We start from the raw sequence: 12,402 nt of genomic DNA on the forward strand, positions 1-12,402 counted from the left end.
TCCGGGGCCGGATCAGCGCGGACCGTCCCAGGTTCGGGCGAGGGTCGCGAGCTGGTCGGCGTACTCGATCCGGGCGGCCCACTGCGCCGGCCAGGCGGGCATGCCGCGCGCGGTGCCGACGAACGCGCCGGCCAGGGCGGCGATCGAGTCGGAGTCCCCGGCGGTCGTGGCGCCGCGGGCCAGGGCGGTCACCGGCTCGTCGGCGTGCCGGACGGCGCAGTAGAGCGCGGTGGCGAGCGCCTCCTCGGCGATCCACCCCTCACCGGTGTGCCGGCACGGGTCGCCGCCGTCGTCCGGGCGGGACAGGGCGGCGTCGAGCCGGGCGAGCACGTCGAGACACTCGTCCCAACCCCGGGCGACGAACTCCTCCGGTGTGGTGGCACCGGGCCGCTGCCACAGGTCGCCGAGCCAGTCGGCGCGGTAGACCAGGCGCTGTTCGCGCGCCCGGTCGACCAGCAGCCGGGGCAGCTCCGCCAGGGCCGCGCCGTCGCGGAGCAGCCGCACCGCGTACGCGGTCAGCTCACTGGCCGCCAGGCCGGTCGGGTGGCCGTGGGTCAGCCCGGCCTGGAGCTGGGCGAGCCCGGCGAGGGTGTCCAGGTCGACGTCGACCAGCCCCACCGGAGTGACCCGCATGTTCGCACCGCAGCCCTTGGAACCGACCACGGTCGCCTCCTGCCAGCGCAAGCCCCGGGACAGCTCGGCGCAGGCCCGCAGGCAGGTCATGCCCGGTGCCCGGTTGTTGTCCGGGCTGACCGCCCAGTCCAGGAAGCGTCGCCGCAGCAGCGGCTCGACCACCTCCGGGGTGAACGTCGGCGCGTCGTGCAGCGCCCAGCCGACGGCCAGCGCCATCTGCGTGTCGTCGGTGACCAGTGCCGGCTCCCCGGCCAGGTCACGGGGGCCGGCCGGCCCGTATCGCCGGACGATCTCGGCGACGGTCAGGAACTCGGTGTCCTTGCCGAGGGCGTCGCCGTAGGCGAGGCCGAACAGCGAGCCGGCGGCCCGGCGCAACGAGGTGTCGATCATCCCCGGATCATGCCGCCCACGCGCAACCGGCGAAAGTCGGCCGGCTCGCGCGCGGGCGGACGCCGCCGACCCGGCCGTGGTCCAGCCGGCCGGGTCGGCGCGCCGCTGCGGCCTCGAAGATCAGCCGCTCAGGCCCCGAAGATCAGGCAGAACGGATGGCCGGCCGGGTCGGCGTAGACCCGGAAGTCGTCCCCCTCACCCGGCAGCCGGCGGGCGCCCAGCGCCAGCACCTGCTTCTCGGCGGCCTCGACGTCGTCGACGTCGACGTCGAGGTGGATCTGCTGGGGCACCGCCGGATCCGGCCAGGTCGGCGGGCGCAGCGTGAACGCCTGCTGGAAGGCGAGCCGGTGGCCGGAGCCGGAGATCACCACCCACCGGTCGCCGTCGGTGCCCTCCTCGTCGAGCGGAAGGCCGAGCAGTGCGGAGTAGAACGCCGCCAACGCCCGGGGGTCCGGACAGTCGATCACCACGGAACGGAGTCGTCCAATCATGCCGGTGATGCTGCCCCACCGGTACGACAGGAAGCCGTCACACCTCGGCCAGCCGCCGGCCGGCGTCCCGGCACGCGGCGAGCACCGCGCGGGCGTACGCCTCGGTGGCGCCGGCGAGGCCGCACGCCGGCGTGACCACGACCTGCTCGGCGAGCCGCCGGGGCGGGAAGCCGAGGCGGTCCCAGACCCGGCGTACCCGGTCGGCGACCTCGGCCGAGGTCGGCGCGCGACCGGCCGACGGCGCCCGGGTCGGCGCGGCGCCGGCCAGCAGCCCCAGGCCGGCGTCGATCGCCTCGCCGAGGGGATCCAGGTCGGTGAGCGTCTCCAGGTCCAGGGCGACGCCGACGGCGCCGGCCGAGCGGATCAGCTCCAGCGGCAGGTCCGGCGCGCAGCAGTGCACGACCACCGGTACGCCGGCCGCGTCGACGACGGTCCGCAGCAGTGAGCGGGCGACGTCCGATCCCATCGGGCGGTAGACGCCCAGGCCGCTCTCGGTGGGTACCCGGCCGGCGAGCACGGTGGGCAGCGACGGCTCGTCGACCTGGAGCAGCACCGAGGCGCGGGGCAGCCGGCGTCGGACGGCCGCGACGTGCCCGCGCACCCCCTCGGCCAGCGAGCCGGTCAGGTCCCGCACCGCGCCCGGGTCGCGCAGCAGCCGGCCGCCGATCGGCAGTTCCAACGACGCGGCCAGCGTGAGCGGGCCGCCCACCTGCACCTTGACCGGCCCGGCGTACTCCTCGGCCTGCTCGGCGAGCTGGTCCAGGTCACGCTCCATCAGGTCCCGGGCCCGGCGCAGGTCCCGGCCGGGACGCGGAGCGACCCGCCACCGCCCGGCGTACAGCTCGACGGGCAATTCCGCGAGCAGGCCGGCGGTCCGGCCGATCAGGTCGGCGCCCGGCCCGCGGGCGGGCAGCTCCGGTAGGTGGGGAAGCGCCGGCAACTCACCCAGGACGACGCGCTGGGCCTCCGCGATGTCGGTGCCGGGAAGCGAACCGATGCCGGTCGCCGCGCCGGCCGGCCACGGCCACGCCTGATCTGTCACGGCCGAAGACTAGCCGGTACGGCGTCCGGTCAGGCGGTGATGGTGGCCGAGCCGAGCACGACGTCACCGGCCGGGTCGGGCCGGTACGCCACCACGGCCTGCCCGGCCGCCACACCGCGGACCGGGCGACGAAGTTCGGCGGTCAGGCCGTCGGCGGTCAGCTCGACCGTCGCCGGCACCACGTCGCCGTGCGCCCGCAGCTGCACCTGGCACTCCACCGGCGCCTCCGGACGCGCGCCGCCGGTCCACACCGGACGCTCCGCCCGGACGTGGGACACCTCCAGTGCCTCCGCCGGGCCGACCGTCACGGTGTTCGTCTTCGGGGTGATGGAGAGCACGTAACGCGGGCGACCGTCCGGCGCCGGCCGGTCCAGGTGCAGGCCGCGCCGCTGACCGACCGTGTACCCGTACGCCCCGCGATGGCTGCCCACCACGGCCCCGGTGTCCGCGTCGACCACGTCGCCGGGCGCCTCGCCGAGACGCCCGGCGAGGAAACCACGGGTGTCGCCGTCGGCGATGAAGCAGATGTCGTGCGAGTCGGGCTTGTCGGCGACGGCGAGGCCGCGCCGCGCCGCCTCCTCGCGCACCTCGGCCTTGGTCGAGTCGCCCAGCGGGAACATCGACCGGTCCAGCTGCGCGCGGGTGAGCACCGCCAGCACGTACGACTGGTCCTTCGGCAGGTCGACGCTGCGCCGCAGCAGGCCGTCGGAACCCAGCCGGGCGTGGTGGCCGGTGACCACCGCGTCGAAGCCCAGGGCCACGGCCCGGTCCAGCACCGCGGCGAACTTGATCTTCTCGTTGCAGCGCAGGCAGGGATTGGGCGTACGTCCGGCGGCGTACTCGGCGACGAAGTCGTCCACCACGTCGGAATGGAACCGGTCGGCCATGTCCCAGACGTAGAACGGGATGCCGATCACGTCGGCGGCCCGCCGGGCGTCCCGCGAGTCCTCCAGCGTGCAGCAGCCGCGCGCACCGGAGCGGTACGTCTGCGGGTTGCGCGCCAACGCCAGGTGCACGCCGGTCACGTCGTGTCCCGCCGCCACCGCCCGCGCCGCCGCCACGGCGGAGTCCACCCCGCCCGACATAGCCGCCAGAACCCGCACCGCACCCCTCCTCGAAGTCCCCCCGAACACCACGCCGAGCCTATCCCCGCCCCCACCCCACCCCCCAAACCCCAACCCCCACCCCCAGCCCCAGCCCCAGCCCCAGCCCCAGCCGCCGCGATCTTGCACTTTCTGTGGTCACAAAAGCGTGCGGAAGGGGCATAACGACGACCGAAAGTGCAAGATCGCGGCAGCCCCCGGGGGTGGGGGGGTTAGCGGGAGGTGCGGAGGCTGGCGGCTCGGCGGGCCCGGTCGACGGCGGCGGGCAGCGCCGCGATCAGCGCGTCGGTCTCGGCCCCGGTGCTGGTGTGGCCGAGGGAGAAGCGCAGCGAGGACCGGGCGCGGTCGTCGTCCGCGCCCATCGCCAGGAGCACGTGCGAGGGTTGGGCCACCCCGGCGGAGCAGGCCGAGCCGGTCGAGCAGGCGATGCCCTGCGCGTCGAGCAGGAGCAGCAGGGCGTCACCCTCGCAGCCGGTGAAGGAGAAGTGCGCGTTGCCCGGCAGCCGGTGGACCGGGTCCCCGTTGAAGATCACCTCGGGCACCGCCGCCCGGACCCGCTCGACCAGCTCGTCGCGGAGGGCGGCGACCCGGGCCGCGTACTCCTGCTGGCCCTTCACGGCCGCCTCCACCGCGACCGCGAAGGCCACGATGCCGGCGGTGTCGAGGGTGCCGGAGCGTACGTCGCGTTCCTGGCCGCCGCCGTGCAGCAGCGGGGTGGCGGCCACGTCCCGGGCGAGCAGCAACGCGCCGACGCCCATCGGACCACCGAGCTTGTGCCCGGTCACGGTCAGCGCCGAGACGCCGCTGCCGGCGAAGTCGACCGGCACCTGCCCGACGGCCTGGATCGCGTCGGTGTGCAACGGCACGCCGAACTCGGCGGCGACGGCTGCCAGCTCGGCCACCGGTTGCAGGGTGCCGACCTCGTTGTTGGCCCACATGGTGGTCACCACGGCCACCCGGTCGGCGTGGGCGGCGAGGTCGGCGCGCAGTTCCTCCGGGTCGACCCGGCCGTCGGCGTCGACCGGCAGCCAGCCGACCTCGGCCCCCTCGTGGCCGGCCAGCCAGTCCACCGCGTCCAGCACCGCGTGGTGCTCGACGGCACTGGAAACCACCCGGGTACGCCGGGAGTCGGCCGCGCGGCGGGCCCAGAAGATCCCCTTCACGGCGAGGTTGTCGCTCTCCGTGCCACCCCCGGTGAAGATCACCTCGGAGGGCCGGGCGCCCAGCGCGGCGGCCACCCGCTCCCGCGACTCCTCCACCCGCCGGCGGGCGCGGCGGCCCGACGCGTGCAGGGAGGACGCGTTGCCGACCTCGCGGGCGGTGGCGACGTACGCCTCCAGTGCCTCGTCGAGCATCGGAGTGGTCGCCGCGTGATCCAGGTATGCCATCACGGTTCAGCCTAACGGCCGGTCCCCCGCCACCCGGAGGCCGGAGTACGGACGCCGGGCCGGGGCGGGAGCGTCTCCTCCCACCCCGACCCGGCGCGATCGCTCCGGCGGCACGGTCAGCCGGTGGCTCGGGCGACCGGCGGGCGGGCCGGCGCGATCACGCCGGCACCGCGGTGACCACGATGTTGTCCCGGTACCTGCGGGCCTCGGCGTCGAACGGCCCACCGCAGGTGATGAGGGTGAGCCGGGGCTTGCCGTCCCGGGCGAAGTACCGCTCCAGCGGGATCTTCGTCTTCTGGTACTCCTCCCGGGCCACCACCCGGTACCGACGCTCCTTGCCGTCGCTGCCGGTGGCCGTGAGGGTGTCCCCCTGGTCCAGGTCCCGGAGCCGCCAGAACGCGCCCTTGCCCTGCGTGGCGCTGTCCACGTGACCGGCGATCACCACCGATCCGGTGTCCGCCTCCAGCCCCGGGCCGTACCGGTACCAGCCGATCTGGTCGACGCTGGGCGGTACCTCGAACTCGTCGGTCTTCTGGTTGATCCCGACCGCGTTGACCGTCGCGGTCACGTCGATGGCCGGGATGACCAGCCGGGTGGGCGGTACGGTCTCGGCACCGCTGGGCAGTTCACCCCTGGTGACCGGGACCGACGGACCGCCGGCGGTCGGGCTCGGCGTGGCGCTGGCCAGATCGGCCGCCTGCTCCGCGCCGACGTCCTCGGCCGGCTGCGAACCGCAGGCCACCAGGACCGCGACGGTGAGCGCGGCAGCGCCGACGGCCATGGCCGCCAGCGCGCCGCGGTTCCGCACCGTCACTTGCGGCCGGTACGGGCGGTGGCGACCCGCGCCCCGCCGCCGACCAGCAGCAGCGCGCCGGCGCCGGCCAGCACGTACCACCAGGTGCCCACGCCGGTGCCGGCCTGGCCACCGTCACCGCTCGGCACACCGGCCGGGGCGGAGTGCAGACCGCTGATGGTCTGCGCCACGATGTCCAGGTTGTTCGCCTCGGCCGAACCGATCGCGTAGACGATCGTCGCGGTGCCCTCCTTGAGGTTGAGGTCCGCCGGGCCGATCGCCACGGTGTCGGTGCCGGCGAGGACCACGTCGGCCTTGACGGTGCCGGCGTCGACGTCGCCCTTGGCCTCGTTCGGGTTGGTCAGGCCCTCGAAGACCGGGGTGCCGCCGGCCCGGACGTCCACCGCCGGGGCGGCGGCGGTGTGCCGGACGATCAGCCGGGCCTTGCCGGCGTCGACCTTGGCGGTGTCGTTCACGAACGGCGTGATCTTCGGCTGTCCGGCGGCGTCCAGGTGGGCGGCGATGCTGATGTTCGCGCCACCGGGCACCTCGGCGTTCTCGACCTCGAGGATCGCGCTGCCGACCGGCTCGCCCGGCTTGGTCAGCGCGATGTCGTACTCGCCCTCCTCCAGGTCCAGCGGGCCCGCCACGTCGCCGGGCTTGAAGTCACTGAGGGTCTTCTCGCCGTTGACGTACACGTCGACCGGGGTGTCCGGGATCCCGTGCACGACCGAGACCTTGGAGGTGGCGGCGTACGCGGGGGTGGCGGTGAGGGCGCCGACGCCGACGAACGTCAGCGCGGCGACCGCGCTGCCCGCGGCGACCCGACGGAAGATGGAAAGCTGCATGATGACTGCCTCCTGGTGATTGGTGCTGATTCGTCAGGCCTGGCTTGCAGAACGGGTTACGCCGCCTCGACGCGGGACGGATGCGCCGGCGGGACATTTCTTTTTCTTTGCTCCGGCCGCATCCGCACTGCCCTCCGGCAGCGAAGAGCAGGTGAAGACGTGTGGGACACCACGACCGGGGAAGTGGGGCGATGACTGTGGGAGTTACAGTCGGGCATGCCCCAAGGAAGGCGAACCGCCCGGTGACGGCGGTACGGCACGAGCCGGCACCACCCGAGGACGACCTGGCCGCGCGTTTCCGCGCCGGCGACGAACTGGCACTGCGGGAGGCGTACGACCGGTACGGCCGCGCGGTGCTCCACCTGGCCACCAGCACGCTGGCCAACCGCAGCGACGCCGAGGACGTGACCCAGGCGACATTCGTCGCCGCCTGGCTGGGCCGGGACACCTTCGACCCGACCCGGGGGTCGCTGATCGGCTGGCTGCTCGGCATCGGGCGGCGCAAGGTGATCGACCGGCTGCGGGCGTCGGCCCGGGAGACCCGGGTGGTCGAGACGGTCCGGCAGTTGCCGGATCCGGCGCCGACCGGTCCGGACCCGGACACGGTGGTCGACCGGCTGGTCGTCGCGGACGAGCTGGCCCGGCTGCCGGACGATCAGCGACGCATGCTGGAACTGGCGTTCTTCGACGACCTGACACATCAACAGATAGCGGCGGTGACCGGCGTGCCCCTCGGCACGGTGAAGAGTCACATCCGGCGCGGCATGGCGAACCTGAAACGCAGATGGGAGGTGGACGGTGCAGCACCTGGACCACGACCGGCTGGTATTTCTGGCGCTCGGTGAGAGCGAGGCGGACTCCGGCGAGAGCACCCACCTCGACACCTGCGAGCACTGCCGGGTCGAGGTGGAGACCCTCCAGCACGTGGCCGGCCTCGGCGCCGGCACGCAGGGCCTGCGGGACCTGCCCGACCCGCCGGAGCACGTCTGGCAGGGCATCATGACCGAGATCCGCGCGGCGGAGTCCCTGCCGTCACTCGCCGAGGTCCGGAGCCAGCAGCAGGCCGGCACCGAGCAGCGGTCCGGCGAGTCGGACCGGAACGGTGACGGCGACCGGCCCGGCGGCCCGGGCGGTGGCGTGGTTCTCGCACCGTCGTCGCGTCGGCGTGGCCGGTGGTCGCGCTGGGCCTCCACCGCGGTGACGGCGGTCGCCGCCGCGGCCATCGGTGTGGTCGGCACCCTCGCCGTGCTTGACCCGGACGACTCCGAGCCGGCACCGCAGGTGGTGGTGGCCAGCGCGCCGCTGGCGGCGTACGGGGCGACGCCGCCGGACGCCAACGGCGAGGCACGGGTCTTCGACAACGGCCGATTGCACCTGCACGTGGCGAATCTCCCGGACGTTCCGGGGTACTACGAGGTCTGGCTCATCAACCCGACCAACATGGAGATGTTCTCGGTGGGCGTGCTCGGCGGCGGCTCCGACGAGCTGCTGCCGTTGCCACCGAACGTCGACCTTGAGGCATACTCGGTTGTCGACGTCTCCGCCGAGGCGTTCGACAACGAGACCGCCCACTCCGGCAACAGCCTGTTGAGGGGCACCCTGACGGGCTGATCGGCGGGCCGGCTCAGCTCCCCGGCCCGCCGATCAGCTCCCTTCCGCACCATCCGCGCGAGGCCCGGGAGGGCCGCGCGACGCATGAACAGCGAAAGAGTGGCTATTCCGCCCGGAATAGCCACTCTTTCGCGCTAATTCCACCCCCGTCGACGGGGGTGGGGGACTACTTGCGCTTGCGGATCTCTTCCGCGGCCTGGGGGACGATCTTGAAGAGGTCGCCCACCACGCCGAAGTCGGCCAGCTCGAAGATCGGCGCCTCGCCGTCCTTGTTGACCGCGACGATGGTCTTCGAGGTCTGCATGCCGGCCCGGTGCTGGATGGCACCGGAGATGCCGAGCGCCACGTAGAGCTGCGGGGAGACCGTCTTGCCGGTCTGGCCCACCTGGAACTGGTGCGGGTAGAAGCCGGAGTCGACGGCCGCGCGGGACGCGCCGACGGCACCGCCGAGCAGGTCGGCCAGCTCCTCCACCAGCTTGAAGTTGTCGGCGTTGCCGACACCGCGGCCACCGGAGACGACGACACCGGCCTCGGTCAGCTCGGGGCGGGAGCCCTTCTGCTCGGCGACCCGGTCGACGACCTTGGCGAGCTTGTCGGTGTCGGTGACCGACACGGTGAGCTGCTCGACGGCCGGGGTGGCCGGCGCCGGGGTCGGGTTGACCGAGTTCGGCCGCACGGTGACCAGCGGCAGACCCTTGGTGACCTTGGACTTGACGATGGTGGACCCGGCGAAGGCGACCTGGGTGGCGGTGCCGTCGGCGTCCAGTCCGACCACGTCGGTGAGGATGCCGTTGTCCAGCTTGACCGCGAGGCGGGCGGCGATCTCCTTGCCCTCCTGCGCGGAGGCCAGCAGCACGGCGGCCGGCTGCACCCGCTTGACCAGGTCGGCGATCACCGTCGCCTTGGGGGCGACCAGGTAACCGTCGATCTCGTCACCCTCGGCGGCGTAGATCTTCTCCGCGCCGTACTCGCCCAACTTGGCGCTCAACGCCTCGGCGGCGCCGGTGCCGCCGAGCACCACCGCGCTCGGCGTGCCCAGCTCGCGGGCGAGGGTGAGCATCTCCAGGGTGACCTTCTTGACGCCGAATTCCCTGGTGGCTTCGACGACGACGAGAACCTCAGACATGTCCGGACCCCTCACACGAACTTCTCGGTGGCGAGGAACTCGACCAGCTTGACGCCGCCCTCGCCCTCGTCGGTGATCTTCGCGCCGCCGGAGCGCGGCGGCCGCTTGGTGTGCTCCAGCACGGCGCTGGTGGCGCCGTCGAAGCCCACCTCGGTCGGGGCGACGCCGAGGTCACCCAGGGAGAACGTCTGCACCGGCTTCTTCTTGGCGGCCATGATGCCCTTGAAGGACGGGTAGCGCGGCTCGTTGATGGTGTCCCACACGGAGACCACGGCCGGCGTCGAGGCGGTGACCACCTCGTAGCCCTCCTCGGTCTGCCGCTCGACGGTCAGCGTGGCGCCGTCGACGGTGAGCTTGCGCGCGCCGGTGAGGGCGGCGACGCCCAGCCGCTCGGCGATCATGTGCGGCAGGACCTGGACCCGGCCGTCGGTCGACTCGGCACCGCAGATCACCAGGTCGGCGTTGAGCTGACCGAGCGCGGCGGCGAGCACCTTGGAGGTGGCCACGGCGCAGGAGCCGTGCAGGGCGTCGTCCACCACGTGGACGGCCTTGTCGGGACCCATGGAGAGCGCCTTGCGGATCGACTCGGTCGCCCGGTCCGGACCCATGGTCAGGATGGTGACCTCGCCGCCGTGCGCCTCCTTGATCTTCAACGCCTCTTCGATGGCGTACTCGTCCATCTCGTTGATGACGTTGTTCGCCGAACCGCGGTCGACGGTGTTGTCGTCAGTACGCAGGTTGCGGTCCGCGCCCGAATCGGGCACCTGCTTGACGAGTACGACGATGTTCATCGCGCTTCGACGACCCTCCTGTTGGTGTTGCGATCGCTCGCCCGGTCTGGGGCGCAGCCTCGCGCGTCCGTTGACGCCCGGTCAACCACGGGCTGCTGTGCAGTTGCCCACGAGGCAATGTTACCTGCCAGTAGGTTGCGGCTCCGGGGACGCCCGAGTGACACAGCTCACCCGGAGCGTCAGGTCGCTTCCGCCAGCGCGTCCCGGATCCGCCCGATCACCGCCGCCTCCTCCGGGGCCACCCCCCGGTGCGCCCGGGCCACCCGGTCGGCGGCGGCCAGCACCACGTCCCGGTAGGCCGCCACGTCGGCCGGAGACTTCTCGCGCAGAATCTCCAGCGCCCGACCGAGCGCCGGCAGCACCACCGACTCGATCTCCAGCGTCGAGTCGCGGGGCAGCCTCGGCAACGGGCCGGTGGTCAGCGCCTCCTTCACCACCCCGCTCGCGTCGGTCAACGCGCCGGACGCGGCGAAGCTCTCCCGGAACACGGCCACCACCCCCGGGTCGGCGTTGGACACCAGGAAGACCGCGCCGAAGGCGCCCGTCTTGAGAGTCAGCCGCTCCTCGGCCGTCAACCGCTCCGCCATGATCACGGAGTGTAGACGTAGGGCGTGGTGGTGGTGACCGGGACGAGACCGAGCCGCTGGAGGATGGGCCGGCTCTCCGCCGAGGCGTCCACCTGGAGCAGCGTGCGGTCCCGCTGGGCGGCCAGCCGCGCCCGGTGGGCGACCAGTGCCCGGTAGATGCCCCGCCGCCGCCAGGTGGCCAGCGTCGACCCTCCCCACAGAGTGGCGAACGCCGTACCGGGCACGTACCGTACCCAGCCCGCGCTGACCACCTCGTCCCCCGCCTCGGCCACCACCACGGTGAGCGACTGCGGGTCGGCCGCGATCTCGCGCTCCAGACCGGCCGCCCACTGACTACGGTCGGCGTTCCAGACCGCCGCCTCCATCGCCGCGATCCGCTCCAGGTCCGCGCGGGCGGTGACCTCCCGCAGGCGTACGCCCTCGGGGAGCACCGGGAGCGCGGCCGCGAGCGGCGCGACCGGGCCGATCACCACGGTCTCCTCCGGCTCCGGCACGAACCCGGCGGCGCGCAACCGGTCCGGCAGGTCGGCGGGCTCGTCGTGGCCGTGCAGCTTCCACTCCACCGCCTCGCCACGCGCCCGGAAGACCTCCACCTGCCGCGCGATCAACGCGTCCAGCTCCGCCCCGGACAGGCCACCGAGGTCCCGGTAGCTGAGGAACCCGCCGTGGTACAGACCCATGGTCCGGACCAACGGACCGTCCCGCTCGACGGTCACCCCGGCCGGCAGGGGATCCGGCACCCGGGCCCGGAGCTGGCTGTCGTAGGCGTCCCGCAACGTGCCGGCGTCAAGATCGGTCATCACTCCAGGCTACGACCGCCCGGAAGCGGATAATGGTCGAGATGTGGCAGGTGATCCGGCGGTGGTTCGACCCGCGTGAGCTCCGGTCGGTCGGCAGCACCCCGGACTACCGCTTCTCGCTGGCCAACGAACGGACCTTTCTGGCCTGGCTGCGCACCGGCTTGGCGCTGGTCGCCGGTGGGCTCGCCGCCGCCCAGTTCCTGCCGCCGCTGCCGCTGGCGCACCTGCGCGAGGTGATCGCCGTCGCGCTGCTGCTGCTCGGCGGCACGGTCGCGGTCCGGGCGGTCGACCACTGGGCGCGTACCGAGCGGGCGATCCGGCTCGGTGAGGAACTGCCCGCCTCCCGCTTCCCGGCGGTGCTCGCCCTCGCCGTCGGCCTGGGCGCGTTGCTGCTGGTGGTGGCGGTGCTGGTGCGGGCGGTCGGTGACCGGTGACCGGGCCACCCGATCCGGGCCTGCAGCCCGAGCGGACCCGGCTCGCCTGGCGGCGGACCGCGCTGGCACTGACCGTGGTCATGGTGCTGACCGTGCGCCTGGCGCTGACCGGTGACACCGCCGGGACCGGGGACACCGCCAGGACCGGGGACACCGTCGGCGCGCTGCTCGGTGGGGCGGCCGTGCTCGGCTGGGGCGCGGCGTTGCGGCTCTGCTGGCGGCGGGCCACCGGCACCGGGCCGGCCCGCGCCTACGGCCGGGCCCTGCCCCTGGTCGCCCTGGCCACCGCCGGTTTCGCCGGGTTCGGAGCGCTACTGGTGGTACGCGGGCTGGGATGACGTGACCGACTGCGCCATGATGGGTGC

15 protein-coding genes are annotated in these 12,402 nt (G+C 73.5%); 4 read left to right on the top strand and 11 right to left on the bottom strand.

What is annotated here, in order from left to right; genetic code table 11:
* Positions 1–12 precede the first annotated feature (12 nt).
* The 7 genes from D7223_RS08020 to D7223_RS08050 form a co-directional block, all read right to left on the bottom strand.
* Positions 13–1,023: an ADP-ribosylglycohydrolase family protein gene (locus tag D7223_RS08020; protein WP_120726609.1), complete on the bottom strand. Its 1,011-nt coding sequence runs from the start codon at positions 1,021–1,023 to the stop codon at positions 13–15.
* Positions 1,024–1,151: 128 nt separating this feature from the next.
* A complete protein-coding gene (locus D7223_RS08025) occupies positions 1,152–1,514 on the bottom strand; it encodes a VOC family protein (RefSeq protein ID WP_186832261.1) in 363 nt (120 codons plus the stop codon).
* 37 nt (positions 1,515–1,551) lie between these two features.
* Positions 1,552–2,556: a methionine synthase gene (locus tag D7223_RS08030; RefSeq protein ID WP_120726613.1), complete on the bottom strand. Its 1,005-nt coding sequence runs from the start codon at positions 2,554–2,556 to the stop codon at positions 1,552–1,554.
* Positions 2,557–2,585: 29 nt separating this feature from the next.
* A complete protein-coding gene (mnmA, locus tag D7223_RS08035; protein WP_120726615.1) occupies positions 2,586–3,659 on the bottom strand; it encodes a tRNA 2-thiouridine(34) synthase MnmA in 1,074 nt (357 codons plus the stop codon).
* A gap of 212 nt (positions 3,660–3,871) precedes the next feature.
* Positions 3,872–5,047, bottom strand: a complete 1,176-nt coding sequence (locus D7223_RS08040) for a cysteine desulfurase family protein (RefSeq protein ID WP_120726617.1) — start codon at positions 5,045–5,047, stop codon at positions 3,872–3,874.
* Positions 5,048–5,204: 157 nt separating this feature from the next.
* On the bottom strand, positions 5,205–5,861 hold the full coding sequence (locus D7223_RS08045; protein ID WP_120726620.1) for a class F sortase: 657 nt from the start codon (positions 5,859–5,861) through the stop codon (positions 5,205–5,207).
* A complete protein-coding gene (locus tag D7223_RS08050) occupies positions 5,858–6,688 on the bottom strand; it encodes a DUF4397 domain-containing protein (protein WP_120726622.1) in 831 nt (276 codons plus the stop codon). Before D7223_RS08050 ends, D7223_RS08045 begins: the two co-directional genes overlap by 4 nt.
* Before the next feature lie 242 nt (positions 6,689–6,930).
* Here D7223_RS08050 and D7223_RS08055 point away from each other — a divergent pair, with 242 nt between their 5' ends.
* Both D7223_RS08055 and D7223_RS08060 read left to right on the top strand, forming a co-directional pair.
* Positions 6,931–7,533 carry an RNA polymerase sigma factor gene (locus D7223_RS08055; RefSeq protein ID WP_120726624.1) on the top strand — a complete coding sequence of 201 codons (603 nt, stop codon included), beginning with the start codon at positions 6,931–6,933 and terminating at the stop codon, positions 7,531–7,533.
* Positions 7,487–8,299, top strand: coding sequence for an anti-sigma factor (locus tag D7223_RS08060; protein WP_120726626.1), 813 nt, complete (start codon positions 7,487–7,489; stop codon positions 8,297–8,299). The genes D7223_RS08055 and D7223_RS08060 overlap by 47 nt, the downstream gene beginning before the upstream one ends.
* Positions 8,300–8,465: 166 nt before the next feature.
* Here the strand turns inward: D7223_RS08060 and D7223_RS08065 are convergent, their stop codons facing one another.
* The 4 genes from D7223_RS08065 to D7223_RS08080 form a co-directional block, all read right to left on the bottom strand.
* The gene (locus D7223_RS08065) at positions 8,466–9,425 is read right to left on the bottom strand and encodes an electron transfer flavoprotein subunit alpha/FixB family protein (RefSeq protein ID WP_120726628.1); all 960 of its coding nucleotides are present in this window, start codon (positions 9,423–9,425) and stop codon (positions 8,466–8,468) included.
* A gap of 11 nt (positions 9,426–9,436) precedes the next feature.
* On the bottom strand, positions 9,437–10,216 hold the full coding sequence (locus D7223_RS08070; RefSeq protein WP_120726630.1) for an electron transfer flavoprotein subunit beta/FixA family protein: 780 nt from the start codon (positions 10,214–10,216) through the stop codon (positions 9,437–9,439).
* A gap of 179 nt (positions 10,217–10,395) precedes the next feature.
* Positions 10,396–10,803 carry a hypothetical protein gene (locus D7223_RS08075; RefSeq protein ID WP_120727100.1) on the bottom strand — a complete coding sequence of 136 codons (408 nt, stop codon included), beginning with the start codon at positions 10,801–10,803 and terminating at the stop codon, positions 10,396–10,398.
* A 2-nt stretch (positions 10,804–10,805) separates the two neighbouring features.
* Entirely contained in the window at positions 10,806–11,603 is a 798-nt protein-coding gene (locus D7223_RS08080) for a GNAT family N-acetyltransferase (RefSeq protein ID WP_120726632.1), read from the bottom strand.
* A 41-nt stretch (positions 11,604–11,644) separates the two neighbouring features.
* On the opposite strand from D7223_RS08080, the gene D7223_RS08085 reads away from it, so the two are divergent.
* Both D7223_RS08085 and D7223_RS08090 read left to right on the top strand, forming a co-directional pair.
* Complete coding sequence (locus tag D7223_RS08085) at positions 11,645–12,037, top strand: YidH family protein (RefSeq protein WP_120727102.1); 393 nt, start codon at positions 11,645–11,647, stop codon at positions 12,035–12,037.
* Positions 12,034–12,375, top strand: a complete 342-nt coding sequence (locus D7223_RS08090) for a DUF202 domain-containing protein (protein WP_120726634.1) — start codon at positions 12,034–12,036, stop codon at positions 12,373–12,375. Before D7223_RS08085 ends, D7223_RS08090 begins: the two co-directional genes overlap by 4 nt.
* The last annotated feature ends 27 nt before the right edge of the window (positions 12,376–12,402 follow it).

It is taken from the genome of Micromonospora endolithica (assembly GCF_003626595.1).
Classification (GTDB): domain Bacteria; phylum Actinomycetota; class Actinomycetes; order Mycobacteriales; family Micromonosporaceae; genus Micromonospora; species Micromonospora endolithica.